This window comes from Arthrobacter globiformis (genome assembly GCF_003261175.1).
In the GTDB taxonomy this organism is placed as follows: Bacteria; Actinomycetota; Actinomycetes; order Actinomycetales; family Micrococcaceae; genus Arthrobacter; species Arthrobacter globiformis_A.
Genome location: NZ_QLNP01000078.1, coordinates 35,925 through 61,492 on the forward strand (window position 1 = coordinate 35,925; position 25,568 = coordinate 61,492).

The window sequence follows — 25,568 nt, forward strand, 5'->3', positions numbered from 1 at the left end:
CCGCCCTCCCAACCCAAGGAACCAAATCATGCCTGAACGCACCACTGCCAAGGCCGGCGGCGCACGCCAGCTCCACCTGAATGCCTTCCTGATGAGCACCGGACACCATGAGGCGTCGTGGCGGCTGCCCGAAAGCGACAGCTTCGCCGGAACGCAGGTGGCCCACTTCCAGCAGCTCGCCCGTACCGCGGAACGCGGCACTTTCGACTCGATCTTCTTTGCCGACTCGCCCGTGCTGCACGGCGACGTGCGCCAGCGCCCCTACGGGACGCTCGAGCCGACGGTCCTGCTCAGTGCCATCGCCGCCGTGACCAAACGGATTGGGCTGATCGGCACCGCCTCCACCACCTACAACGATCCCTACAACCTGGCACGCAGGTTCGCTTCGCTGGACCACATCAGCGGTGGCCGGGCCGGCTGGAACGTGGTGACAACGGCCGGTGAGGCCGCAGCGCGGAACTTCTCGCTGGAGGACCAGCCAGCACATTGGCGGCGTTACGAGCGCGCCGCCGAGTTCCTGGACGCCGCCAGGAAGCTCTGGGACAGCTGGGAAGACGACGCCGCGGTGGGGGACAAGGCGGCCGGGGTCTGGGGTGAGAGCTCCCGCGTCCACGCCGTCAACCACTCCGGCCGCTACTTCCAGATTCAGGGTCCCCTGGACGTGCCGCGTTCACCTCAGGGCCACCCGGTGATCGTGCAGGCCGGCTCTTCCGAAGACGGCAAGGACTTCGCTGCCCGCTATGCCGAGGCGGTGTTCACCGCGCAGCAGACACTGGCCGAGGCGCAGCGCTTCTATGCCGACCTGAAGCGGAAGACGGCCGCCGTGGGCCGCAACCCGGAACACATCAAGATTCTGCCCGGCATTGTTCCGGTCATCGGCTCCACGGAGCACGAGGCGCGGCGGCTGGATAAGCAGCTCGATGAGCTCATCCATCCTGAGCATGCACGGAAGCAGCTGGCCGGAGTCCTCCGCGTCTCGCCCGAGTCCCTGCCGCTTGATGCGCAACTGCCCGAGGACCTCCCCTCCGAGGATGCGATTGAGGGGGCCAAGAGCCGGTACACCTTGATTGTGGAGCTCGCCCGGCGCGAGCGGCTCACCGTCCGGCAGCTCATCGGCAGGCTCGGCGGCGGCCGCGGGCACCGCACCTTCTCCGGAACGCCGGAGCAGGTGGCGGATGCCATCCAGGAGTGGTTCGAGAAGGGCGCGGCCGACGGCTTCAACATCATGCCGCCGGTGCTGCCTTCGGGCTTGGACGCCTTCGTGGACCACGTCATCCCGATCCTGCGGTCCCGCGGACTGTTTCGCCGGCAGTACACGGGGCACACCCTGCGTGAGCACTACGGGCTGCCGCGGCCCGCGAGCGGATTTGCCCCTGCTGACTCCGGTGAACCGGCCGCCAGGGAACTCGCGGTTAACGCTGCGGTTTAGGCTTCCTGTTTCTCCTGGAGGGGCTTCCGGGCCAGCCAGGCGGCGACAATTGCGCCCGAGATGTTGTGCCAGAGCGAGAAAACTGCTGACGGCAGGGCGGCCAGGGGGGTGAAGTGGGCGGTGGCGAGCGTTGCCGCCAGGCCGGAGTTCTGCATGCCGACCTCGAACGCGAGGGCCCTGCGTGCCTTGTCGTCCAGGCGGCCGAGCTTGCCGGCCAGGTAGCCGAGGCCAAGGCCGAATCCGTTGTGCAGCACCACGGCCAGGAACACGATGCCGCCGGCCGCCAGGATCTTGCTGGCGCTTCCCGCCACCACCACAGCCACGATCAGGGAGATAACGACGGCGGATGCCCAGGGGAGCGCCGGCAGCGCCTTCGCGACGAGCTTCTTGAGGAACAGCCGGGCCAGCAGGCCCGCGATCACCGGCAGCAGCACGGTCTTGACGATGTCCAGCACCATGCCGCCGGCGTCGATGGTGAGGAAGGAACCGGCCAGGAACAGCACCAGGACGGGGGTGACCACCGGGGCGATGAGCGTGGATACGCTGGCGACGGCGACGGACAGGGCCACATCGCCCTTGGCCAGGAACGCCATCACGTTGGAGGCGGTGCCGGAGGGCGCGCAGCCCACCAGGATCAGGCCTACTGCCAGCGAGGGCTCCAGGTGAAGGAGGGTGGCGATCGCCCATCCGGCCCCGGGCATGATCACGTAGTGGGCCACGATGCCCAGCACCACGGCCCAGGGCCTGCGGGCAACCGCGGCGAAGTCCGGCGGAGTCAGGGTCAGGCCCATGCAGAACATGATGATTCCCAGCAGGTACGGGACCGCCGGGCCAAGCGGCTTGAAGGCGCCGGGAAGCAGGAACCCGGCGATGCCGGCTGCGAGCACCAGAAGGGGGAAGACGGTCACGGCGACGCGGGCAATTTTCGCTTCCGCAGCGAGGGCCGGGTTGAGGGATGCATCGCCGGCCTCCGTGGCAGAGGGAGCGGTTGCGGGGTTTTTTGTTGCCTCAAGCATTCAATAATGCTGGCACCGGACATCCTCACCGCCCAATTCATGACTGATGTCAGACAAATGTGTCGTGCTGGCAAATTTCTCAGCGGTACAGCGGGACCCCGGGCGCTCCCGGTGCGATACTGGAGTGCACTGGATCGGATTCAAGGGGACGGAATGATCCTAGACACGGCAACACTGCGGATTGCCTTCGCGGCGATGGCCCTGGTGCTGGCGCTGCTGTTCTACTTTTCAACCTTCCGCAGCACCCGCTCGCCCTACAGCGCGTGGTGGTGTGCCGCCCTGCTCCTGTTCCTCTCGGGATCGGCGTCGTTGCTTCTCAACGGCACGCCCCACCAGGTCTGGGCCAATCCGCTGGGCGACTTCCTGCTGGTGTCAGGTGCGGCAGGGGTCTGGGCCGGTGCGCGTTCCCTCCGCAACCTGAAGCACAACATCTGGCTGTCCGTCGCGCTGCCGGCCATCACCGTCGCCGCCGCCGCGGCCGACAATCCGGGATCCAATACATGGGCCGGTGGAGCCGTGTTCCTGGCGTCCATGGCTGTGCTGATTGGCTTGGCTTCGCACGAGCTGTGGCGGCTGGAACCCGGGTACTCCCGGGTCAGGATCCCCATGGCCATAGCTGCGGGCGGCGTAGCGGTTTTCTATTTCTGCCGGCTGGTTGTATTCCTCATTCAGGGGCAAGATGGTCCCGTCTTTGTCACATACTTCGGGTCCGCGGTGACGACGATGGTCACGATGGTGCTGCTGGTGGTGGTTTCTTTCAGCATGGCGGGGCTGAGCACCGAGCAGCAGACCCGGGCGCTGCGCACGGTAGCCACCCAGGACGGGCTGACTGGACTCCTGAACCGCGGTGCCTTCTTAGCGGCGGCGGCCGGGGAGTTGGAACGCAGCAAGGCTGCCAACAGCGGCGGGTCGCTGATCCTGGCAGACCTGGACCACTTCAAGTCAGTCAACGATACCTTCGGCCACGCGGCGGGCGACCTTGCTCTACGGGCCTTTGCCGAGGCATGCGGCGCATCGGTCCGGTCCACGGACCTTGCCGGGCGCTACGGCGGCGAGGAGTTCATCCTCCTGCTCCCTGGCGCAGGCCCCAAGAGCGCGGAAATCATTGCGAGTGAAATCAGCAGGAGGCTGGCAGAGCAGCACATTCCCGAACTGCTGCGGATGCCGACCGTCAGCTACGGCATTTCCACCTACAATTCGAAAACCGCCGACCTCGACGAGGTCATCGCGGCTGCCGACGTCGCCCTCTATGAAGCCAAGTCACAGGGGCGGAACCGCACGGTCAGGGGCTGAGCCGGAGTTGCTGCCGAAGTTCTGTCGTGTTAAGCCAGGCACCGGATGTTAAAAGCAGGCACCGGGCCCGGAATGCATGGGGGACAATCCGGACCCGGCGATCCTGACTCGCAGCCGGAGTCTGCGGTCTTCATCAGGCACAGCCAGTGTGTTCCCTGCTCCTTATAGAAAGGTGGGAGCACCTTGGGGCCGTTTTCCGCCGCCCCCAAGGCAGCGGAACACGGCGGTCTCTCAGCTCTGCTAGGCCGCGCGCACGAACGTGACGGGACCGGTGGCCGTGAGCCAGGACAGCGGGTGGGCCATGGTGGCGTTGATGCCGTTCATGCCGCCGCTGATGACCTTGCCGCCGCCCGCGTAGATGGCCACGTGGCCGGACTGCACAATCATGTCACCGGGCTGCGGGGTGGAGACGACCCTGCCGTGGCTCAGGAACTGCATCGGCGCGAGGTCACCAACACGGATGCCGGCGGCACCGAGGGCCTTCTCCACCATGGCGGTGCAGTCCTGCGTGATGCCGATCTGGGCGTAGGCGGAGGCCAGCATGGTGGCGTTGATGCCTGCGGCGGCCTTGACGGGGGCCTTCGGCGCGGGAGCCGCGGCTTTGACGGTGACCTTCGGTGCAGGTGCGGGTGCGGCGGCTGCGGCCGGCGCTGCTGCAGTCTTTGCGGGCGCAGCAGCCGGGGCGGCAGTGACAGGTGCCGCGGCAGGTGCCGCAGCCTTCTTCGCGGCCGGCCGTTCGACGATGGGCGCTGCCACCGGAGCGGGAGCCGACTTGACCGCGGGGCGCTCAAAGGCGATCTTGACGCTGGAGGCGGCGTTCAGGGGAGCCTGGACCTGGCCGGCCGTCGCGGGGGCGGCGGCGGGAGCCTTGGCCTGCTGGGCCGGAGCGTTGGCGGCGTTGGCTGCGACGCTGCCGGTGAAGGCGAGGCCGGATGCTGCAAGGATGACCGCAGCACGGCGGCCAGAAATAAAGCGGAACGACATGAAGAAGCCTCTCCCGATGCCTGCGAGGTGAGCTGTCGGATTCGGATGGGAGGCACCCGGCCGCGGTCCTGAGCGTGGTCAGGAGCTGTGCGGCTTCACCCCAAGGCCCGCTTCAAGCGGGCCGAAAAGTGGTTTCCCCGTCTCTGCCGGACATGGGTCTTCGAATGGTTCCTCGGGCTGCGGCAGAGTTAGGCAATCAGCGCGGGAGTGCCTCGTCGGTGAAGAAGGCACGTTTTCCACCGTACGGGAGGGTTTTCCGAATGTCACATTCAGGTAACGGCTCCGTGTCGCTTCCAGGTGGGCCGATCCGCGTGAGGTAGGGGCAGGGGGCGTCATGAAGTGATAATGCTCACTCCGCCGCGTTGAGCTTCCCCGCCAGACGTTCCCGCATCTGGACGCTGGCGGAGTTAAGGCCAATCAGTTCCACCTCACGGCCGTGCCTGCGGTACTTCTCCGTGACGGCGTCCAGTACGGCGATGGTGGAGGCATCCCACAGGTGCGAGGCGTGCAGATCGATCACCACCTTGTCGATGTCAGGCTCCGCGTCGCGGGCGTAGTTGAACTGCGTGTAGAGGTCGTTGGAGGAGGCGAAGAACAGTTCGCCGTCCACCGTGTAGGTGGCTGCAGTCCGGCCGTTCAGCTCCACTTCTGTCCGCTCCACGGTGGCGAAATGGGCCACCCGGCGGGCGAACATCGCCATCGCCGCCAGCACCCCGACGCCGACGCCGATCGCCAGGTTGTGAGTGACCACCACCGTGCCCACGGTGATCAGCATGACGGCGGTCTCCGACTTGGGCATGCGCTTCAGGGTGGCGGGCGCAACCGAGTGCCATTCGAAGGTGATGGCCGAGATGAAGATCATCACCGCAACGAGGGCGGCCATGGGGATGAGGCCCACGATGTCGCCAAGGGCGACCACCAGGACCAGCAGGAAGACGCCCGCCAGGAACGTGGACACCCGGCTCCGCGCGCCGGAACCCTTGACGTTGATCATGGTTTGCCCGATCACGGCGCAGCCACCCATGCCGCCCAGGAACCCGGTGATGATATTTGCCACGCCCTGTCCCCAGGATTCGCGGGTCTTGTTGGAGCGCGTATCGGTGATGTCGTCCACCAGCTTGGAAGTCAGCAGGGATTCCAGCAGCCCCACGAGCGCCATGGACAGCGAAAAGGGTGCGATGGTCTGGAAGGTTTCCCACGTCAGAGGCACCTGAGGGATGAACAGCATGGGCAGGCTTTCCGGCAGTTGGCCCTTGTCCTGGACGGTGGGGACGTTGATCCCGGCGAGCACCGCGAGGACCGTCAGGAGGACGATGGCCACCAAAGGTGACGGCACCGCCGTCGTGATCCGGCGCAGGCCGACGACGATCAGCAGGCCCGCGGCGACCAGCGGATACACGGGCCAGGGAACCCCGATCAGTTCCGGCAGTTGGGCCATGAACACGAGGATGGCCAGCGCGTTCACGAAGCCCACCATCACCGAGCGCGGGATGAACCGCATGAGCCGGGTGACGCCCAGGACTGCGAGCAGGATCTGGAAGATCCCGGCGAGGATCACCGCGGCGATCAGGTGGTCCAGCCCGTGGCTGCGCATCAGCGGCGCGATCACCAGCGCCACAGCGCCTGTTGCGGCCGAGATCATGGCGGGCCGGCCGCCAACGAAGGAGATGGTGACGGCCATGGTGAAGGAAGCGAACAGCCCGATCCGGGGGTCCACCCCGGCGATCACGGAGAATGCGATGGCTTCCGGAATGAGGGCGAGGGCCACCACCAGTCCGGCGAGGGCCTCGGTCTTGAGGCGCCGCGGGGAGCGGAGCGTGGCCCGGACGGACTGGAGCTGTTCGGGCTTCATGGGACTCTATTTCTTGGTCTGGCGGTAGCGCTCGATCTGCTTCAGCCGCCGCAGGAGGCTGTCGCGCCGGGGGTGCGGGACGGCGTCGGGCGCCTCGGCGGTGAGGTCAATGTGTTTGGTGCCGTACTGCCACAGCAGGAGGTCATCCAGCAGGCGGTCCGGGCCGGGGGAGTAGCGGTGGTCCAGGGCCCTGCGGACCTCGGTGATCCGGTTGGCGCTGAGCAGTCCGGCAAGCTGGACGGTCTGCCTCAGTCCGTGGGCCGCCAAAAGTTCGGCTGCCCATCCCCAGTCGTCATCCACTTTACGGTCTACGTGCGGGAGCAGGGTACGCCAGACGTCGCGGATGCGGTTGGGAGTGAGCTGCGCGGCGCCCTCTCCGTCCACGTCCCAGTAGCTGCGGACCTCCTCGTAGCGTTCATGCAGGTCGGCGAAGGCGGTCTCCACCGTCTCCAGCATGGCGGCGGTGGCCGTGAACTGGCGGTCGAAGTGCGGCGTCCATGCCCGCGGGTCCTCGGCCTTGAACCGTATGTCGTGCTCGATCTCGCTCCACGCGTGCGCGAACACGGTGCGTATCTGGCATTCGAAGAAGTAGCTGCCGTTGGGCGGGGCTTCGGCGTTGAAGACCTGCTGGTAGTTTTTCACGACGTCGTTCTGGATGGTGCGCAGGATCAGGTGCCGGCTGGAGTAGCCGTAGGTTCCGGACTCGATCGAGCCAATGTCCTTTTCCCTGTCCCCGCGGCAGTCGAATAGGTGCCGCTGGCGCTTGATCAGGTTGGCCACCAGGGCGTTCTCCGCCGGCAGCTTGGTGATGACGCGCACGCCCACCATGTCGTTGAGGGTGCGGAACGGGTCCGGGAACTTCAGCAGCCTCGGGCCGCCCTCTTCCAGCGGTTCCTCGGTCCGGGCGATCTTCTCGCGGAAAGAGTCGACCGACTTGGTCCGGCCTGTGACGAAGAGCGGCGTGACCTCAGTGTCCTTGAGCATGGTCCGCAGTATCTGCAGGACTTCCCGGGTGACAAGCTTCAGGGCAGGCCGGACGCGCTCATAGAGTTCCACGCTTTCCTGCACGGAGTCGCGCTGAGTGACGTCCAGGCGATCCCAGTTGCTTGCCATGGATCCAAACTATCAAGGCGGTGTGACAGCGGGGAGGTGACACCCCCGCCACTGCAGTCCCTTCTGCCCCATGGGAGCGGCGTCCATGTAGGCTCGGAGCATGGCTGTTGTGCGCCGCTGTGCCCTGCTACCCCGGACCCCCGGGCGCGCGGGAGGCGGCAAGGAGGGGCCCGGCGCCCCGTTCGAAGGATCCTAGGAGGATGCAGTGAAGCGGCAGAAGTACCACTACGGTGACCACCCCAGCCAGTGGGGCGAGCTCTTCCTGCCGGAAACACCCGCCTCACGCAACGGCAAGCAGCCATCGACGCGCGGCATCGTTGTGGTGATCCACGGCGGCTACTGGCGCTCACAGTACGGCGCTGAACTGGGCGAACCGCTGGCGAAAGACCTCGCGGCGCACGGCATCGTGGCCTGGAACCTCGAGTACCGCCGGGCCGGCAACGGCGGCGGGTGGCCACGGACTTTCGAGGATGTCCTCGCCGGGATCGACAAGCTCCGTGATGTGGCCGGCGAGCACGACCTCGACCTGAACCGCGTGGTGGCGCTGGGGCACTCCGCTGGCGGGCACCTGGCCGTCTGGGCGGCCGGCCGGGACCGGCTTGCGGGACTCGGCGCGGCGGACGCCGACCGGCAGGTCGACCGCAACCTTAACGGTGAGGCCGTCCACCTGGCTGGCGTGGTCAGCCAGTCCGGGCTGCTCCACCTCGCCCAGGCGGAATGGCTCGACCTCAGCAACGGCGCAGTCAGCAACTTCCTGGGCGGTTCCGCCGAGAGGTATCCCAAGCGCCATAGGTACGCCGACCCGATGAGCGCCGTGCCGCTCGCCATTCCGGTGTACGCGGTCCACGGGCTTGACGATGACACCGTACCGATGAGCCAGTCGGAGGCCTACGCCACCGCCGCCCGCGCGGCCGGGGCGCCAGTCCAGGTGGTCAAGGTCCCGGGCGACCACTTCTCGCTGATCGACCCAAAGGCGCCGTCCTACCGCAAGTGCCGCGAGCTGGTGCAGGAGCTGCTGCAGCTCTAGGGGCGGGAACTACACCGACGTCCGTTCGTTGCATTGACGTGGGCTCAGGGAGTGCATGCACTCCGGCGGTCAGTATGCTTATCATCTACCGCAAAAGCCCGTAGACGTCACAACGGAGGAATATTGCACATGGCCCGCAACGAGCCACGCCTGTCCCGCGTGGTCCAGCGCCCCGCGATGCGGACGCCGGTTGCTAGTGGCACCGGCATGGTGGACTCTTGTAGTTGGGGGATAGTCAACATATTTCGATCATGGGTTTCACTAGGAGATACACATGGGTGAGCCCGGCAGGAAGCGGACAGCATGATCCGGCTCCGCAAATTGGCGCGCGCGGCGTCTGTTCTGACCACCCCCCTTGCGCCTGAGGACATCCTTGCGCTCTTTGACCCGGTGTTCTCCGCCCGGCAGCTGCGCGGGGTGGTCACCAAAGTGGTCCCCGAAACGCCGGACTCAGCCACTATCCATTTCCGGCCCGGGCGCGGCTGGAAGGCCCATAAAGCCGGCCAGTGGGCACGGATCGGCGTGGAGCTCGACGGCGTCCGGCACTGGCGGTCCTATTCGCTCAGCGCTCCGGCAGGGGAGGATCCCGCCATCACCGTGAGCGACATGGGTGCCGTGTCCGGCGTCCTGGTCCGCAACACCCGGCCCGGGGACGTGCTGTTCCTGGCGCCGCCGCAGGGCGACTTCGTCCTCCCCGAACATCCGCGGCCTCTCCTGATGCTCACCGCTGGCAGTGGCATCACCCCCGTGATGTCCATGGTCCGCACACTGGTGCCGCACCGCCCCGACGCCGATGTGGTGCTGATCCATTCCGCCCGCAGGCCGGAGGACAGCATTTTCCGTGAGGAGCTTTCCGAGCTCGCGGACCAGTTTCCCAACTTCCGTGTCACCCACTGGTTTACCGGGGAGCGTGGCCGGATGGACTTCGGCTCGGCCGCCGGACTGGACAGCCTGTGCCCCGACTGGCGCCGCCGCGCTGCCTACGCCTGCGGCCCGGAAGGGTTCCTCGATGACGCAGAAGCACTGTGGGCCGCCGAAGCGGCTGCCCATCCCAAAGACTCCAGGTCAGCCCGCGCAGAAGGAGCCACCGGCCCCTTCGCGGCGGACCCGGTCAACCTCATCATCGAACGCTTCAACACCAGCCTGCTGGCCGGGGAGGGGCACGACGGCGGTCTGGTCACCTTTGAGGCCTCCGACCGCGAGGTTGAAGCCGACGGCGATACCCCCCTTCTTGACGTCGGCGAAGACGCCGGGGTCCTCATGCCCAGCGGCTGCCGCATGGGCATCTGCCACAGCTGCCTGCTGCCCCTGCGCGCAGGGCAGGTCCGGGACCTGCGCACCGGCGAAGTCCACGGTGATCCGGGCCAACTAATCCAGACGTGCGTTTCGGCAGCCGCCGGACCCGTTAACCTCGACATCTGAGGAGCATCACAAGCATGACAGCAATATCCGATCGCACAGCCGCGACTACGAAGTCCACCGCCGGCGTCTCCACGGACAAGCCGGCTGCCAAACCGCGACCGGGGGCACTGGCCGCCTCCGGCCGGCCCACCGTGCGCCCGCCCGCCGCCGCACACCTTTCCGACGAGCAGGTGGCAGAGCTCGGCCGCGAGCTGGACGCCATCAAGGATGAGATCCTCGCCAAGCGCGGTGCCTCCGACGCCGCCTACATCCGGAGGGTGATCAAGATCCAGCGCGGGCTGGAGATCGCGGGACGCGCGACGCTGCTGGTGAGCCGGAACAAGGCCGCCTGGGTCACGGGAACCAGCCTGCTCAGCCTCGCCAAGATCCTGGAAAACATGGAGATCGGCCACAACATCCTCCACGGCCAGTGGGACTGGATGCGCGATCCGGATATCCACTCCACCACGTGGGAATGGGACTTCGTGACCCCGGCGCGTTCGTGGCAGCACACCCACAACGACCTGCATCACCGCTGGACCAACGTGGTGGGCAAGGACAACGACGTCGGATACAACCTGCTGCGCATGGACGAGGACCAGCCGTGGACCCCGCGCAACCTGGGTAATCCGCTGTACAACGCGATCCTGGCGCCGATTTTCGAATGGGGCATCGCGGTCTACGACCTGGAGCTCGTCGAATACCAGGAGGGCAAGAAGTCCAAGGAAGCCATGGTCCGGGACCTGAAGGCCCTCGGCGTCAAGGCCCTCAAGCAGTTCACCAAGGACTATGCCGCCACCCCGGCCGTGGCCATGCTGACCGGCTCGGGCAAGCAGGCGCTCATGGGGACGCTCACCGCCAACGCGGTGCGCAACGTGTGGGCCCACGCCGTGATCTTCTGCGGACACTTCCCCGAAGGGACGGACACCTTCACCGAGGAAATGGTCGAGGGCGAAACCCGCGGCGACTGGTATGTCCGCCAGATGATCGGCTCGGCCAACATCTCCGGCTCCAAGTTCATGCACATCATGACCGGGAACCTGTCCCACCAGATCGAGCACCACCTTTTCCCGGACCTGCCGTCCAACCGATACGGGGAAGTGGCGCCGAAGGTGCAGGAAATCTGCCAGCGCTACGGCCTCCCGTACACCACCGGGCCCCTGCTGAAGCAGGTGGGATCCTCCTGGGCGAAGGTCTTCAAACTCGCGCTGCCGGGAAAGAAGGCTTAGCAGCCTAGCTTCCGGACAACTTCTTTGGAAGGACCCGGGCGCCGGGCGGCGTTCTCTGGCAGAGTATGACCATGCTCACTGTTATCGGCGAGGGCCTCGTTGACGTGGTCCAGCGCAGCTCCGGAATCGAAGCCCATGTGGGCGGCAGTCCGCTTAACGTCGCCGTCGGGCTCGCCCGCCTGGGGCACCCGGTGCAGTTCGTCGGCCGGTACGGCCGGGACGCCTACGGTGAGTCCGTTGCCGCCCACCTGCGGGCGAGTTCGGTCATGCTCCCGCAGGCCCCGGACGGACTGCCCACCAGCGTCGCCACCGCGCTGGTGGACGACGACGGCGCCGCCACCTACACGTTCGACCTCGCCTGGGAGCTCCCCGGCCTGGCGGAACGGCTGCCGTTCATGCTGCAGGGGACCACGCTGCTGCACACCGGCTCCATCGCCACCATGCTGGCGCCCGGCGCCGCGGAGGTGCTGGCTGCCGTCGAACATGCCCACCCGGCGGTGACCATCAGTTTCGACCCCAACTGCCGCCCCAGCATCATTACGGACGCCGAATACGCCCGCCGGCAGGCGGAAAAGTTCGTGACCCTCTCGGACATCGTCAAGGCCTCCGACGAGGACCTCGCCTGGCTCTATCCCGGCGTGGACCCGCTGGAGTCCGCGCGGCGCTGGCTACAGCTTGGCGGCGCCGAGGGGCCGGCCATGGTGGTGGTGACGCGCGGCGCTGCCGGGCCGTGGGGAATCACTGCCGCGGGCGAGGCGGAGTTCGCCGCGCCCCGCGTGGAGGTGGCGGACACCGTTGGCGCAGGGGATTCCTTCATGGCCGCGCTGCTTTCCGGGGTGGTGGACCGCGGCCTGGCCGGCGCCCAGAACCGGTCGGACCTGCGGGCGCTCCCGGCCGAGGGGCTCACCGCCCTCCTGGCCCACGCCTCCCGCGCCGCAGCGGTGACCGTGTCGCGTGCCGGCGCCAATCCACCCACGCGGGCGGAGCTCAACCACATCGAAGCAGCAGCAGAGGAAGCCGAAGTTCCCACCATCTGAGGAGCATCCATGACAGCGCCAGGCCCGTTTTCAAACCTGCCGGACGTCCCCGCGTTCGGACTCACCAGCCGGTCCTTCGAGGATGGCGGGACCCTTCCGCCGCCGCAGCGAAGCGGCAGGATGCATGCGGGCGGCGCCGACGAGTCCCCCCAGCTGAGCTGGACCGGGGCGCCGGATGGGACCAGGAGCTACGCCGTGACCGCGTTTGACCCGGACGCGCCGGGCGCCGGCGGGTTCTGGCACTGGGCGGTCCTCAACATCCCGGCGGATGTCACGTCGCTGGCGGAGGGCGCCGGGGCCGAGGGCGCCCCGCAGCTCCCGCCCGGCGCGGTGCAGCTGAAGAACGACGGCGGCTTCCGCGGCTACCTGGGGGCGGCCCCGCCGCCCGGGCACGGCCGGCACCGCTACATCGTCACGGTCTATGCGCTGGATGTGGACGAACTGCCGGGCGCGGCAGGGGCGAAGCCTGCAGGCCTGGGCTCCGAACTCGCCCGTCACCTGCTGGGCACGGCAACGCTGACCGGCGTCTTCCAGCGGTAGGGGCGGCTACAGGTGCCCGTCCGGGCCGAATAGAACTATTGACAGGACAAACTCCCGCTCCTATTCTCGAGTAATGGAGCGCTCCAAGTGCGCTCGGTCACATCCCTTTTTCCGACCGGAAAGACACGGGGGTGTGGCTTCCCTGATCATCTGGACACGATCGAAGGAGATCACCAGTGAAGAAGTTTTTTTGGCGCCGCGCAGCGGTGGCCGCGGTTGCAATCCCGATGCTGGCTTTGACGGCATGCTCCACCCAGGGCGGACGGGCGCCGGAAGCCAACAGCGGGGGCGGCGGGGGCCAGGCCGCCTCGACTCCGCGCATGAAAATTGCCCTGATCACGCACGCTCCGGCAGGTGACACCTTCTGGGACACCGTGCGGAAGGGCGCCGAGGAGGCCGCCGCCAAGGACAACGTGGAGCTCCTCTACACGAATGATCCCGAGGCGGGCCGCCAGGCGCAGCTGATCCAGCAGGCAGTGGACCAGAAGGTGGACGGAATCGCCGTCACCCTGGCCACGCCCGGTGCGCTGAAGGATTCCCTCAAGAAGGCCTCTGACGCCGGCATCCCCATCGTGAGCCTGAACGCAGGTGAGGACGTCTCCAAGGAGCTCGGGGCCTTCACACACTTCGGCTCCAACGAACAACTGGCCGGCCAGGCGGTGGGTGAGAAGCTGGCGGCTGAGAACTTCAAGCACCCCATCTGTGTGATCCAGGCCCAGGGGCACGTCGGGCTCGAAGCGCGCTGCGCCGGCGTGAAGTCCAAGGTCCCGGGGACCGAGATCCTGTACGTGAACGGCGCCGACATGACGTCCGTGGAATCGACTGCAACGGCCAAGCTCCAGGCAGCCAAAGAGGCCGACGTCATCATCGGCCTGGGGGCACCCGTCACGCTCACCCTGCTGAAGTCCGTCGCAACTGCGGGCAGCCCGGCGAAGGTCGCCTCCTTTGACTTGAACAAGGAACTCGCCCAGAAGATCGCGGACGGCACCGTCCTGTTTACGGTGGACCAGCAGCCGTGGCTCCAGGGTTACGGTTCCGTGGACGCCCTGTGGCAGGCCAAGCGGGGCGGCTTCAAGCTCGGCGGCGGGCAGCCCGTGCTCACCGGGCCCACCATCGTCGACAAGTCCAACGCGGCGGACGTCGTGAAGTTCTCCGACCAGGGCATCCGCTAGCCCCCGCCCCCGCCACCGCCACGGGCCGCTGTTCGTGCAGCACCGGCCGTGACGGGGTGACGATTTTCATGTCTGCGCCGCCGAAATCGATATAGGGGCCGATGAGCTCGGGCGGGCCGGACGCGAGTGGCCGCTCATACCAGGTCCTTTCGGTGTAGTCGTAGTAGTTGATGGACGCGGGGTTGAGACTGTGGGGGATGAACACCAGCTTCCCCCCGACGAGACTCCACCATTGGTGCCACGCGTCGGCCTCGGTGAACAGCCCCGAGGTGACGGACACCCCGGGGCTGTTCACCAGGCCCGCCTGCTTGAGGACGATGTCCTCGACGACGGGCCTGAGGGACTCGAGTTTGGTCCTCGATGTCCCCGGCGACGCAAGAATGTCCGTGGTGGCTTCGGCTAGGCGAACACGCTCGCGAGGCTCTGGCCCAACGCCCGGGCCGTCGACTGCAGGACCTCGTTGATGGGATTCACCGCTGGCCGCCAGGTCCGAGGTGAGGATGGCCAGGCGCTGGTTGCTGATCAGGGCACCTTCCCGTTCGAAGTGTACGATTGCGATGTTCTCTGCTTCGCCGGGCTCCCCTGCGCGATGGCGTCCAGGAGTGCCTCGTGCACATGTGGGGCTCGGAGCTGGAGGCGAACCGCTGGGCGAGCTTCCGGAGGCGCCGCACGTCCTGCTCATCGGAGCGCTTGGACGCGAGCCGGGCTGCCGAGCCGGCCGTGGCGGCCGCCAAATCAATGAGGTCCCGCAGGTCGTCGCTCTTGTGCCGGCGCAGTTGCTGGGCGATCTCCGCCTCCCGGACCGGCAGCACTCCCGCCACATAACTTCCACCGCCGCGCCCGCGGCGGGTGCCAAGGAGCCTCTTGCTCCGCAGCACCGCGAGGGACTGGCGGAGGGTAAGTGGCGAGACGCCCAGATGCTCGGCAATGACCGATTCCGGCGGAAGCCGCTCGCCCGGGTTGAGCAGCCCCATGAAGGCGCCCTTCCGGGCGTGCGAGACGATCAGCTGGTCATTCTCGAGGCCGTTTCAGTGCGGCCCTGACGGGCCGTGCGGCTCCGGACAGCGGAGGAAGCCTGCCGGCTGGTGCCGGCAGGCTTCCGTGGTGGTGCCTGTGTGTTGCGGGTGGGGCTAGTGACTGACCAGCGTGGCAGCCAAGGCTGCGTCCGCATCCTTCAGGACCTTCGAGGCGACTTCGAGCCCTTCGATGCGGCCCAGTTCCACGTCTTCGTGTTCGATGTTGACGAGCATGTCGGGGTCCACCTCGTGGAGGGCGCGCAGGAACTCGGTCCAGTAGGCGGTGTCGTGGCCCTTGCCGAGGGCGACGAAGTCCCAGGCTGCCGGCTTGGGCCATTCGTTGGCCCACTCGTCGCCGCCGAGGTTGGTGCGGTTTTCCCCGGGGGAGAGCCGGCGGAAGCGGTTGTCGAGGACACCGTAGATGGCGGCGGTGTCCTTGTTGACGCGCACGTCTTTGGCGGCTGCGTGGAAGACCAGTGGGCCGAGTTCGCGGACCACGGCCACCGGGTCCATCTGCTGCCAGAACAGGTGGGAGGCGTCGAGCTCGACGCCCACGTGAGTGGCGCCGGTCAGTTCGACCAGCTTGTACACGTCGGCGGGGTTGAAGACGAGGTTCTGCGGGTGCAGTTCCAGGGCGACCTTGACGTCGAGGTCGGCGGTGAGCCGGTCGGTTTCCTTCCAGAACTTGGCGGCGACGCCCCATTGGTAGTCAAGGACGTCCAGCGCCGCGGAGTTCCAGGCGTTGACGATCCAGTTCGGCACGGTGGCGCCGGGCTCCCCGCCGGGGAGGCCGGACATGGTGACCACGCGGTTCTGTCCGAGGCGGTGGGCCAGGCGGATGGAGCGGCGGATGTCCTCGGCGTGCTTGTCGCCGATGGCGCGGTTGGGGTGCAGCGGGTTGCCGTTGCAGTTCAGCCCCGCGATGGAGACGCCGGTGCCCTCGAAGATCGCCAGGTAGTCATCGCGCGCGGCGTCACTTTCGAGGATGTCGTCGAAGGTGGGAACGTGCACCGCCGGCAGGAACCCGCCGGAGTTGATTTCGATGCCGGTCAGGCCCAGGTCTGCGACGACCTTCAGGGCCTCGGGCAGGGGGCGGTCGTGCAGGATTGCGTTGTAGACGCCGAGCTTCATAGCGTGATCATCTTTCCGTTGTTCAGGGCGGATTCGGTGACGGCGGCGAGCAGTTCCATGTTGCGGACGCCTTCGTCGAAGGTGGCGCAGCGCGGCAGGGATTCCGCTTCGCTGAGGCCGGCGACCTCTTCGAGGAACGCACGCGACTGGTAGGCGAACGCGTCGTTCTGGCCGAAGCCGACCTCGGGGGCGTCCATGGCAAGGCCGCCGGCGATGTAAGGGTGTCCCGGTCCGAGGATGACCTGGCGGTAGCCGCTCTCGTGGCCGGAGCCGTCGTTGAGGAAGAGCTGGATCTCGCCGGGGCGGCGCTGGTCGAACTTCGCGGAGCCGTTCTCGCAGAACACCTCGAAGTTAAGGCTGTTCGCGTGGCCGGCTGCCACGCGGGACACTTCGAAGCTGCCGGCGCCGTTTTCGAACTCGGCGGAAAAGGCTGCGTAGTCGTCGTTCTCCACGGCCTCATAGGTGTCGCTCACGGCGGCGTGGTCGTGTCCGATGACGGCGCCCAGCGGCAGCGGCCGCTTGTCGATGGCCGTGCTGAGGCGGCCGCCGCTGATGGACTTGATGTCGCCGCAGAGAAACTCCGAAACGTACGCCAGGTGGCTTCCGACGTCGGCCAGCGCACCCGAGCCGGGGCCGCCCTTGTAGCGCCAACTCATGGGCGCGTCCGGGCTGAAGCCGTAGTCCGTCCAGTAGCGGCCGCTGAAGTGCAGTACCTTGCCCAGGGTGCCGTACCGGATGAGGTCGCGGATGTAGGCGATGCCAGGGGTGCGGCGGAAGGTGAACCCTATGCGGGCGATCGAGGAGGCGCTGCGGGCGGCGTCGGCCATGGCCCGGGCGTCTTCCAGGGTGTCGCTCAGCGGCTTCTCGCACAATACATGCTTGCCGGCGGCAAGGAGGCCCTCCACCACTTCCCGGTGCAGCGAGTTGGCAATGACGACGCTGACTACGTCGATGTCATCGGACTCGGCGATGGCCTGCCAGGAGGTGTCGTTGCGCTCGTAGCCGAAACGCCGTGCCGCGAGCGAACCGAACTCCTGGTTCACGTCGCCGATGGAAACCAGCCGGATTGGCGGCAGGACCGGGTTGTACAGGGCTGAGGCGGTGCGGAAGGCGGCGGCGTGGGCCTTGCCGGCCATGCCCGCCCCGATGACGGCTACGCCGAGATCTTTGGGCATTGGTTTTCTCCTTTGAAACGGGCTTTGCGGGACTGGCCGCTGTGACGTGGGCGCAAAATGGAGCGCTCCATAAAGACGATAGGGGCGGAACTTTGTCCTGTCAATATCCCTAACGGTCAGTGCATGGGCGACAATTGCAGAGTGACCCAGGAGACCAGCAAGCGCCCGAACATTTACGACGTTGCCTCCGCGGCCGGGGTGTCGAAATCCCTGGTCTCGCTGGTCCTGCGCGGTGCGCCCGGCGTCTCCGCCGCCCGCCGGGCCGCCGTCGAGGAGGCCATCGAAAGGCTGAACTACCGCCCGAGCCGGGCGGCAGCGACCCTGGCCGGCAACCGGTCCCGGACCATCGGCGTCGTCCTGGACGACTACCGGAACCTCTGGTTCGTCGGCCTGCTGGGCGGGCTGCACGACGAACTTGCCCCGCTGGGCTTCCGTGTGGCCGTCGCGGACCCGTCGTTCAACGCCCACCTGGACCGGACTCCCGTGGACGGCCTGATGTCTTTGCGGGTGGACGGCATAGTGATCGCCACCGAGCCCACGGAGGAGATGTTCGCTGCCGTCGACGTTCCTGCGGTGGTGGCGGGCAACCGGGACGTCGTGGTCCCGGGGGCGGATATCGTCGCCAACGACGACGAGGCCGGCGGCCGCCTGGCCACCGAGCACTTGATCGGGCTCGGGCACCGGGAAATCGGGCATGTGACCGGCGGGGGCGGCGCCGCCCGTCTGCGGGCGCAGGGGTTTGAGGCCGCGATGCGCGAACACGGGCTGCGGCCGCACGCGGTGCAGGGCCACGGGCAGACGATGGAGCCGGACGGCTACGACGGCGCGCTGAGAGTGCTGGACCAGAACCCCGCGATCACGGCGATTTTTGCGGCCAACGACGTGATGGCGATGGGTGTGGCGGCCGCGGCACGCGACCGGGGGCGGCGCATCCCGGAGGATCTTTCCCTGATCGGCTACGACAATTCGCCGCTCGCGTCGACGAACCTGCTGCGCCTGACCACCGTCGACGGCCGAAACGGCGAGGTGGGTGCCGGGGCTGCGAAGGCCCTGCTGGACCGCATGAAGGATCCGGAACTGCCGGTCCGGACGGAGCTCGTGGACCCCGAGCTGGTGGTCAGGGGATCGACGGCGTCCCCCGCCTGACCTGCGCAGGCAAGGGGCCGCCGTCGTGTCTTCAGGCCTGAGCCTTCAGGTCAGAGCGCGCCTTGCGCGCTGGTGCCGGCGGGGATTGCGGCCAGCCGCGTAACCTCGACCGGTTCCGCCAGGAGTCCCTCAAGGGAGGCGTTCAGGCGCTTGACGGGGTCGCCGGCGCCATGGGCATCGAGGAGCTCAGCACTTTCCCACTTTTCGATCATGACGATCTGGCCGTTCGGGGCTTCGTGGATGGCGTACAGTTCGCAGCCCGGCTCCTCGTGGACCTCCGCGATGGCGGGGGAGAGGGCGGCCACGACGTCGTCGAAGGCACCTTCCTTGGGCGTGAACATGGCGGTGACAACTACGGTCATGGGTTTTCCTTTTCCTTATCTGGTTGCGGACTTGCTGGTGGCGAGGCGGGCCGGTGCCGCGCAACTGCTGCGCGGCACGAAGTCCGCCATCACTTCGATGGTCCTGGCGCCGGCGGGAAGCCGGCCCTGCATTCGTCCGAGGACGAGTTCCAGGGAATGCAGCGCGAGCATGCCGATCGGCTGCCGGATGGCGGTGAGCGGGGGGCTTGTCAGTTCGGTCCACGGGTTGTCGTCAAAGACGATAACCGAGAGGTCGTCGGGTATCCGCACGCCCATCTGGACGAGGCGCCTGACCGAGCTCTGCACCTGTGCGGTATTGGCGACGATCAGCCCGGTGGGGGCATCCGGGGACGCTAGGAGGGACCCGACGGCGTCGCCCCCGCCGTCTCCGCGGAAGGGAACGTCCCGGACCAGCATGGGGTCGGGGCTTATTGAAGCGCTTTCGAGGGCAGCCCGGTAGCCGCCGATCCGGGAACGCCCGGTGGACGTGCTGGCGGGGCCGGTGATGAGGGCGATCCGCTCGTGGCCGAGGGCTATGAGGTGATCCGTTGCCCGCCGGGCCGAGTCGGAGTTTTCGATGCTGACGACGTCGACGTCGCTGAGTTCCGCAATGGCGCGGTCCACGAAAACCACGTTCACCCCGAGGTCCCGCAGGCGGTCCCATTTCTCGACGTTTCCGCCGGTTGGCGTGGCGATGACGCCACCCACCGAACGGTCCAGGAGCGTGTCCAGGGATTCGGCCTCAAGGTGCGGGTCCTCCTGCGTGGTCATGACCACCACCTGCACGCCGTGGCTGCGGGCCTCCCACACCACGCGGTCCGCCAGTTGGGCGAAGAACGGGTTGGCGAGGTCCGTGACCACCAGGCCGACGGTGAGGGCATGGCCGGCGCTGAGTTCACGGGCCGCGGCGCGGGGACGGTACCCGAGCTCACTGATGACACTCAGCACCTGTTCGCGCTTGGCCGGTGCGACCGGGCCGGACTCCGGGTTCAGCACCCGCGAAACCACGGACACCGAGACCCCCGCCGCGGCCGCCACGTCGCGGATAGTGGGCGCCTTCTTCAATGCTCCTCCTTGCGGCCGGTGGTGTTCACCGACATCTGTTGACACAGCCTAACACTGACTGGTACAAAAGTGGAACCGGTTCCACTCGGTTACCCAGATCACGTTTAGCTGCGACGAAGAGGTTGGTCCGCCCCCACGGTGGAGGTTGGCCCTCTTCGGTCAGACATCAATCAGAGAGATCCCCATGAACCTTCACAAGCTTCTTAGCGACCGCGAGAACCAGGGCCGTCCCATTCGCGTGGGCCTCATCGGGGCCGGCCGGTACGGCACCATGTACCTCGCCCAGGCAAACAACATCCCCGGCATCCACGTTGTGGCCATCGCTGACATCAATGTGAAGCGGGCCGAGGGCGCCTTCGAGCTGGTTGGCTGGCCCAAGAACCAGATCGCCCCGGACATCGCCACCGCACTGGAGAACCGCTCCACCACCATCGTGGCAAACGCCGACGAGCTGTTCGACGTCGACATCGACGTCATCGTTGAAGCCACCGGCAACCCGATCGTCGGCGTAAAGCACGCGCTGCGGGCGATCGAAACCAGGAAGCACATCATCATGGTCACGGTCGAGGCCGACGCCCTCGCCGGTCCGGCCCTCGCCAAGCGCGCGGAGGAGGCCGGCGTCGTGTATTCCATGGCGTACGGCGACCAGCCCGCCCTCATCATGGAACTGGTGGACTGGGCACGGACCAGCGGCTTCGACGTCGTCTGTGCCGGCAAGGGCGCCAAGTACCTCGAGCACTACCACGAGATGAACCCGGACAACGTCTGGGAAAACTGGGAGTTCTCCAAGGAGCTCACGGACTCCGGCCAGCTCAACCCGTACATGCACACCTCCTTCCGTGACGGCACCAAGGCATCCATCGAGATGGCGGCCGTCGCCAATGGTGCCGGCCTGGTGCCCTCTGACAACGGGCTGAGCTTCACCCCGGGCGACGTGGAAGAGATCGCCACCATCTGCCGCCCGGCCGACGTCGGGGGTGCCCTGGCGCACGAGGGAAGCGTGGACGTCATGTCCAGCGTCAACCGGGACGGCAGCTGGATCAGCCACAACACCCAGGAAGGCGTCTTCGTCGTCGTCAAGGCCACGAACGGCTACGTCTCCGGCTGCTTCAACGAATACCCGTGGCACCCGGACCCCACCGGCCAGTACGCAGCCCTGTACCGCCCGTACCACTACGTGGGCCTCGAGCTGAACATGTCGATCGCCAACGCAGCCCTCCGCGGCATTGCAACAGGCTCGCCTGTTGGCTTCTTCGGTGACGTGGTTGCCACCGCCAAGAAGGACCTGAAGGCGGGCGAATTCCTCGACGGCGAGGGCGGCTTCACTGTTTGGGGCAAGCTCGTCTCGGCCAAGCACTCCGTGGCCATCGGCGCCCTGCCGGTAGCCCTGGCGCACCACGTGGAGCTACGTGCCGACGTCGCCAAGGGTGCCACCGTCCGCTGGGAAGACGTCATCATGGACGACTCACTCTCGCAGGCCCTCGAGCTGCGCCGCGAAACAGAGGCGCTTGTTACCGAAGCCGCGCTGACCTCCTAATTCATCCAGCAACCCACAAGACTCCTTCCAATGAAGAAAGGCACCACATGAAATCGAAGACCCGCGCCCTCACCGGAGTGCTGGCATGCACCCTTGCCGCCTCCGTCCTCGCCGGCTGCGCCTCCGGGGCGCCCGGCGGCGGCTCGCCGGTGGCCAAGATCCAGCTGTCCATCCCGGACCCGCTGACCTCCTCGGTGGGTGTCTCGGCCCAGCACTTCGCCGACCAGGTGAAGAAGACCTCCAACGGCTCGGTGGTTGTCACGGTGGTGCCGAACGGTACGAGCTTCAGCGGGGACCAGAACGCCGCCGTCACCAGGCTGCAGGGCGGGTCACTGGACGCGCTGATCCTGTCGACGTCGGTGTACGCGTCGGTGGTGCCCGAAATGAACGCGATCAGCATCCCCTACCTCTTCGATGACACGAAGGAAGAGGCGGCGTTCCTGGCGGGCAAGCCCGGCGACGTCCTGAAGGAAAAGCTCAAGGAAAAGAACACCGTTGCCCTGTCCTTCCTCACCCGGACCGGCCGCCAGATCACCAACTCCGAACGCCCCATCGAACAGCCCTCGGACCTGAAGGGCCTGAAGATCCGCGTCCCGGGCAACCCGCTGTGGACCGACTTCTTCGGCAAGCTGGGCGCCAGTCCCACCACCATGGCGTTCTCCGAGGTCTTCACCGGCCTGCAGACCGGAACCATCGACGGACAGGAAAACCCGATCGAGGTGCCGTGGACGAACAAGTTCTCGGAAGTCCAGAAGTACGTCTCGCTGACGCACCACATCAACGACGCCTGGGTCCTGGCCCTGTCCTCCAAGAAGTGGGACTCGCTGAACGAGGACCAGAAGAAGATCCTGACGGACGCCTCGGTTGAGACCGCCACCTTCAAGACCGGTTACGACACGGAGCAGTCGGAGAAGCAGCTGGCCGAGCTCACCGCCAAGGGCATGAAGGCCAACGAGCCCACCGCCGCCGGCCTCGAGCAGTTCAAGGCCGTCTCGAAGAGCCTCTACCCGGACTTCTCGAAGCTGATCGGCAAGGAATTCTTCGACCAGGCAATCGCCGCAGCCAAGTAACCCCCTTTCGAGGGCCGGAGCGCCGTCCAGCCCCGGCCCTCGAAAAACATTTCCCCGAACAACATCCCCGCACTCAGCATCCCGCTTTCAACGATGACAGTCTGGAAAAACATGGAACATACACTCGCCCCCAAGGAACTCGAAGAGGTCCTTCCGTCTGATGCGGAAGAGATCCTTCACCACGGGCACGTCGCGCCGCGCTGGAGCGGAGCGGTTTGGCTGGACAAGGCCCTGGAATGGACAGTAGGCGCGGCGATCCTCGCAGAGCTCGTCGTGATCCTGCTGAACATCGCGGTCAGGGTCGTCACGGGTGACTCTGTCCTCTGGACCCAGGAAGTGTCTGAAATTGCGCTCCTGACCATTGCCTTCATCGGTGGTGCGATCGCCTATCCCAAGGGTGCGCACATGGCCGTCCAGGCCCTGATTATGCGGCTTCCGGCGCACTGGAAGCCGTACCTGGCTGCCCTCGTCGACTGCCTCGTCTTCGTCATGAGTGCGGGCGCCTTTGCGCTCTTCGTTCCCACCCTGGTCCAGCAGTTCGAGGAAAAGACGCCGATCCTCCAGCTGCCGGTGTTCTGGGTTTCGCTGCCCTTCTCCATCGGCATGGTGCTCATTGCCTGGTTTGCCGTCCTCAAGCTCTGGCGCCAGCCGCGCCGCGCCGTTCTGGTCGGCGCGGGGATCACCGCAGCCCTGGCCGCCGTCGTTGTCCTGTCCCAGCCGCTGTTCTACTACGCCTCGCCCAACCTCCTCCTCGGCGTGGTTCTGGTTGCCCTGTTCGCACTGCTGTTCCTTGGCCTGCCCATCGCGTTCGTCCTCGCGCTGGCTTCGGGCATCTACCTCTACCTCGGTGGCATCTCCGAGGTCAGCGCCATCCCGATCGGCATGGCGTCGGGGGCCAAGGGCTTCGTGCTGCTGGCCATCCCGTTCTTCATCCTCGCGGGAACCGTCATGAACTCCGCCGGCCTGACCCTGCCGCTGGCCAAGCTGGTGGACGCACTCATCGGCCACCTGCGGGGCGGCCTGCTGCAGGTGGTTGTGGTGACCATGTACATCTTCTCCGGCATCTCCGGCTCCAAGGTTGCGGACGTCGCCGCCGTGGGCACCACCATGCGCGGCATGCTTGAGGAACGAAAGTACCCGCGCGGCGAGGTGGTGGCGGTGCTGTCCGCCTCGGCCATCATGGGTGAGACCATCCCGCCGAGCATCGTCCTGCTCATCATGGGCTCCATCACCACGATCTCCACCACCACGTTGTTCCTCGCCGGCTTCGTTCCGGCCGCCTTCCTGGCCCTCGTGGTCATGGCGCTCGTCTTCCTCCGCGCAAAGAAGCAAGGCGGCGTCGCCAGCCCGAAGGCCACCTGGCGTGCGCGCGGCTCCGCCACGTTCTTCGCCATCCCCACGCTGCTGCTTCCGGTTGGGATGGTGGTGGGCATCCTCAGCGGCTTCGCCACCCCCACCGAGGTGTCCTCGGTCGCCGTCGCCTACGCCTTCGTGCTCGCCGCCGCCTACCGCCGCGGCAGCAAGCGGCTGCTGGGCGATACCCTTCGGGAAACAACGACGACGGCGGGCATGGTTCTGTTCATCATCGCGGCAGCCTCACCGCTCGCCCAGACCCTTGCCCTGGCCGGGGTATCCCAGCAGATCCACGACCTCATGTCCGGCCTGGGCGACTCACCGCTGCTCTTCATGCTTTTCACCATCGTGCTGCTGATCATCATGGGCCAGCTGCTCGAAGGCCTGCCCGCCGTCCTGATCTTCGCGCCGCTGCTCCTGCCCATCGCCACCGAGTTCGGCGTCAACCCGGTGCAGTATGCCATGGTGCTGATCATCTCCATGGGCATCGGTTCATTCGCTCCGCCGGCCGGTGTCGGCTTCTACGTTGCGTGCGCAACCGGCCTCGAGACCGTGGAAAAGAGCCTCAAGCACTTCTGGCCTTACCTCATCGCGGTGTTCATCGGGCTGCTGGTGCTTGCCGCCGTTCCGTGGTTCAGCACCTTCCTGCCCGCCATGGCCGGCCTGATCCCCTTCTAACGAACATGAGCACAGTGACAGGCAAAGCAGTGACAGACGCACAGAACGAGTTGAAGCCCGGGGTTCCAATGTCCGTCGCCCTGCTGGGCACCGGCCCAATGGGCGCCCCGATCGCCCGCAACATCCTGGCCGCCGGTGTTCCCCTCACGCTCTGGAACCGCACCGCGGATAAGGCCAGGGCCGTCGGCGGGGGACAGGTGGCCGGCACCCCGGCGGAGGCTGCGGCCGGCGTCGTACTGACCGTCCTGCCGGACCTGCCGCAGGTCGCTGGCCTTCTGCCCGGCGAAGACGGGCTTCTGGCCGGATGGAAGGCGGCCGGCATCGAGGACCCTGTCTTGGTCATACACGGAACAGTGTCCCCGGTGGCCGTGGCCCGGTTCGCCGAAGAGTGCCGGAGCCGGTACGGGGTGACGGTGGTGGACGCGCCGCTCAGCGGCGGAACCATCGGAGCCGAGGAGGGCCGGCTGAGCACCATGGCCGGAGGACCGCGGGACACCGTGCGGCGCCTCCTGCCGCTCTTCGAGCTCTACAGTTCCACGGTGGTCTGGTTCGGCGAAGCGGGTGCCGGGTCCACGGTCAAGGCCTGCAACCAGATCGTCGTGTCCGCCACCGTCACGGCACTGGCCGAAGCGATGGCCGTGGCGACCGCCACCGGGCTGGACCTTGGGAAGGTGCAGTCCATCCTGGCCGGGGGCCTGGCGAATTCGGAGGTCCTCCGGCAGAAGGGGCAGCGCTGGATCGACGGCGACTTCGAGGGCGGCGGGTCTGCGAAAAACCAGCTCAAGGACCTGAACTTCATTGCCGAAATCGCCAAGGACAGCGGGCTGAAGCTTCCGCTCTCCGCCAGCGTCCGCGGCGCCTTCGAGCTCATGGTGGACGCAGGCGACGGCGACCTGGACCACACCGGGATCTACCGGACGGTCCTGGGGCAGTCAGCGTAAC

Annotated in this window: 22 protein-coding genes and 1 riboswitch; of the genes, 13 read left to right on the forward strand and 9 right to left on the reverse strand. The window is 66.9% G+C overall.

Translation table 11 applies throughout. The features are described 5' to 3' along the window. The first annotated feature begins 28 nt into the window (after positions 1 to 28). Entirely contained in the window at positions 29 to 1,429 is a 1,401-nt protein-coding gene (locus tag DBZ45_RS12240) for an LLM class flavin-dependent oxidoreductase (RefSeq protein WP_111904178.1), read from the forward strand. Here DBZ45_RS12240 and DBZ45_RS12245 read toward each other — a convergent pair. After that, entirely contained in the window at positions 1,426 to 2,445 is a 1,020-nt protein-coding gene (locus tag DBZ45_RS12245; RefSeq protein WP_111904179.1) for a bile acid:sodium symporter family protein, read from the reverse strand. The genes DBZ45_RS12240 and DBZ45_RS12245 overlap by 4 nt on opposite strands. 153 nt (positions 2,446 to 2,598) lie before the next feature. Between DBZ45_RS12245 and DBZ45_RS12250 the strand changes: the two genes are divergently transcribed. Further along, positions 2,599 to 3,738 carry a GGDEF domain-containing protein gene (locus tag DBZ45_RS12250; protein ID WP_111904180.1) on the forward strand — a complete coding sequence of 380 codons (1,140 nt, stop codon included), beginning with the start codon at positions 2,599 to 2,601 and terminating at the stop codon, positions 3,736 to 3,738. A 240-nt stretch (positions 3,739 to 3,978) separates the two neighbouring features. Here the strand turns inward: DBZ45_RS12250 and DBZ45_RS12255 are convergent, their stop codons facing one another. The 3 genes from DBZ45_RS12255 to DBZ45_RS12265 all read right to left on the reverse strand — a co-directional run bounded on the left by DBZ45_RS12255 (position 3,979) and on the right by DBZ45_RS12265 (position 7,687). Further along, entirely contained in the window at positions 3,979 to 4,722 is a 744-nt protein-coding gene (locus DBZ45_RS12255; RefSeq protein WP_111904181.1) for an NlpC/P60 family protein, read from the reverse strand. A 3-nt stretch (positions 4,723 to 4,725) separates the two neighbouring features. Further along, positions 4,726 to 4,891, reverse strand: a riboswitch (cyclic di-AMP (ydaO/yuaA leader). Between the two features lie 180 nt (positions 4,892 to 5,071). Continuing rightward, positions 5,072 to 6,574 carry a SulP family inorganic anion transporter gene (locus DBZ45_RS12260; protein WP_111904182.1) on the reverse strand — a complete coding sequence of 501 codons (1,503 nt, stop codon included), beginning with the start codon at positions 6,572 to 6,574 and terminating at the stop codon, positions 5,072 to 5,074. A 6-nt stretch (positions 6,575 to 6,580) separates the two neighbouring features. Further along, the gene (locus DBZ45_RS12265; RefSeq protein WP_111904183.1) at positions 6,581 to 7,687 is read right to left on the reverse strand and encodes a GTP pyrophosphokinase; all 1,107 of its coding nucleotides are present in this window, start codon (positions 7,685 to 7,687) and stop codon (positions 6,581 to 6,583) included. A 205-nt stretch (positions 7,688 to 7,892) separates the two neighbouring features. Between DBZ45_RS12265 and DBZ45_RS12270 the strand changes: the two genes are divergently transcribed. From DBZ45_RS12270 to DBZ45_RS12295, 6 genes are all read left to right on the forward strand, one after another. Continuing rightward, positions 7,893 to 8,714 carry an alpha/beta hydrolase gene (locus DBZ45_RS12270; RefSeq protein ID WP_111904184.1) on the forward strand — a complete coding sequence of 274 codons (822 nt, stop codon included), beginning with the start codon at positions 7,893 to 7,895 and terminating at the stop codon, positions 8,712 to 8,714. 303 nt (positions 8,715 to 9,017) lie between these two features. Beyond that, a complete protein-coding gene (locus DBZ45_RS12275) occupies positions 9,018 to 10,136 on the forward strand; it encodes a ferredoxin reductase (RefSeq protein ID WP_111904185.1) in 1,119 nt (372 codons plus the stop codon). 14 nt (positions 10,137 to 10,150) lie between these two features. Continuing rightward, on the forward strand, positions 10,151 to 11,344 hold the full coding sequence (locus DBZ45_RS12280) for a fatty acid desaturase family protein (protein WP_111904186.1): 1,194 nt from the start codon (positions 10,151 to 10,153) through the stop codon (positions 11,342 to 11,344). A 71-nt stretch (positions 11,345 to 11,415) separates the two neighbouring features. Further along, positions 11,416 to 12,381, forward strand: coding sequence for a carbohydrate kinase family protein (locus tag DBZ45_RS12285; protein WP_111904217.1), 966 nt, complete (start codon positions 11,416 to 11,418; stop codon positions 12,379 to 12,381). A 9-nt stretch (positions 12,382 to 12,390) separates the two neighbouring features. After that, positions 12,391 to 12,921, forward strand: coding sequence for a YbhB/YbcL family Raf kinase inhibitor-like protein (locus DBZ45_RS12290; RefSeq protein ID WP_111904187.1), 531 nt, complete (start codon positions 12,391 to 12,393; stop codon positions 12,919 to 12,921). Between the two features lie 176 nt (positions 12,922 to 13,097). Next, the gene (locus DBZ45_RS12295) at positions 13,098 to 14,093 is read left to right on the forward strand and encodes a substrate-binding domain-containing protein (RefSeq protein ID WP_111904188.1); all 996 of its coding nucleotides are present in this window, start codon (positions 13,098 to 13,100) and stop codon (positions 14,091 to 14,093) included. Between the two features lie 470 nt (positions 14,094 to 14,563). Here DBZ45_RS12295 and DBZ45_RS23660 read toward each other — a convergent pair whose 3' ends face one another. The 3 genes from DBZ45_RS23660 to DBZ45_RS12310 form a co-directional block, all read right to left on the reverse strand. Further along, complete coding sequence (locus tag DBZ45_RS23660) at positions 14,564 to 15,067, reverse strand: GntR family transcriptional regulator (RefSeq protein WP_111904189.1); 504 nt, start codon at positions 15,065 to 15,067, stop codon at positions 14,564 to 14,566. A gap of 156 nt (positions 15,068 to 15,223) precedes the next feature. Beyond that, positions 15,224 to 16,240, reverse strand: coding sequence for a sugar phosphate isomerase/epimerase family protein (locus DBZ45_RS12305; RefSeq protein WP_111904190.1), 1,017 nt, complete (start codon positions 16,238 to 16,240; stop codon positions 15,224 to 15,226). Beyond that, entirely contained in the window at positions 16,237 to 17,415 is a 1,179-nt protein-coding gene (locus DBZ45_RS12310) for a Gfo/Idh/MocA family protein (RefSeq protein WP_111904191.1), read from the reverse strand. The genes DBZ45_RS12305 and DBZ45_RS12310 overlap by 4 nt, the downstream gene beginning before the upstream one ends. A 141-nt stretch (positions 17,416 to 17,556) precedes the next feature. Here DBZ45_RS12310 and DBZ45_RS12315 point away from each other — a divergent pair, with 141 nt between their 5' ends. Beyond that, positions 17,557 to 18,561 (forward strand): LacI family DNA-binding transcriptional regulator, encoded by a 1,005-nt coding sequence (locus DBZ45_RS12315; protein ID WP_111904218.1) that lies wholly within the window; start codon positions 17,557 to 17,559, stop codon positions 18,559 to 18,561. A 50-nt stretch (positions 18,562 to 18,611) separates the two neighbouring features. On the opposite strand, the gene DBZ45_RS12320 is transcribed toward DBZ45_RS12315, so the two are convergent. Then, on the reverse strand, positions 18,612 to 18,923 hold the full coding sequence (locus tag DBZ45_RS12320) for a putative quinol monooxygenase (RefSeq protein ID WP_111904192.1): 312 nt from the start codon (positions 18,921 to 18,923) through the stop codon (positions 18,612 to 18,614). A gap of 15 nt (positions 18,924 to 18,938) precedes the next feature. After that, the gene (locus DBZ45_RS12325) at positions 18,939 to 19,988 is read right to left on the reverse strand and encodes a LacI family DNA-binding transcriptional regulator (RefSeq protein ID WP_111904193.1); all 1,050 of its coding nucleotides are present in this window, start codon (positions 19,986 to 19,988) and stop codon (positions 18,939 to 18,941) included. Between the two features lie 184 nt (positions 19,989 to 20,172). Here DBZ45_RS12325 and DBZ45_RS12330 point away from each other — a divergent pair, with 184 nt between their 5' ends. From DBZ45_RS12330 to DBZ45_RS12345, 4 genes are all read left to right on the forward strand, one after another. Then, positions 20,173 to 21,525 carry an NAD(P)H-dependent oxidoreductase gene (locus DBZ45_RS12330; protein WP_111904194.1) on the forward strand — a complete coding sequence of 451 codons (1,353 nt, stop codon included), beginning with the start codon at positions 20,173 to 20,175 and terminating at the stop codon, positions 21,523 to 21,525. 47 nt (positions 21,526 to 21,572) lie between these two features. Further along, positions 21,573 to 22,595 (forward strand): DctP family TRAP transporter solute-binding subunit, encoded by a 1,023-nt coding sequence (locus tag DBZ45_RS12335; RefSeq protein WP_111904195.1) that lies wholly within the window; start codon positions 21,573 to 21,575, stop codon positions 22,593 to 22,595. Between the two features lie 111 nt (positions 22,596 to 22,706). Beyond that, on the forward strand, positions 22,707 to 24,626 hold the full coding sequence (locus DBZ45_RS12340) for a TRAP transporter large permease (RefSeq protein ID WP_111904196.1): 1,920 nt from the start codon (positions 22,707 to 22,709) through the stop codon (positions 24,624 to 24,626). 29 nt (positions 24,627 to 24,655) lie between these two features. Further along, positions 24,656 to 25,567 carry an NAD(P)-dependent oxidoreductase gene (locus DBZ45_RS12345; protein ID WP_223257046.1) on the forward strand — a complete coding sequence of 304 codons (912 nt, stop codon included), beginning with the start codon at positions 24,656 to 24,658 and terminating at the stop codon, positions 25,565 to 25,567. The last annotated feature ends 1 nt before the right edge of the window (position 25,568 follow it).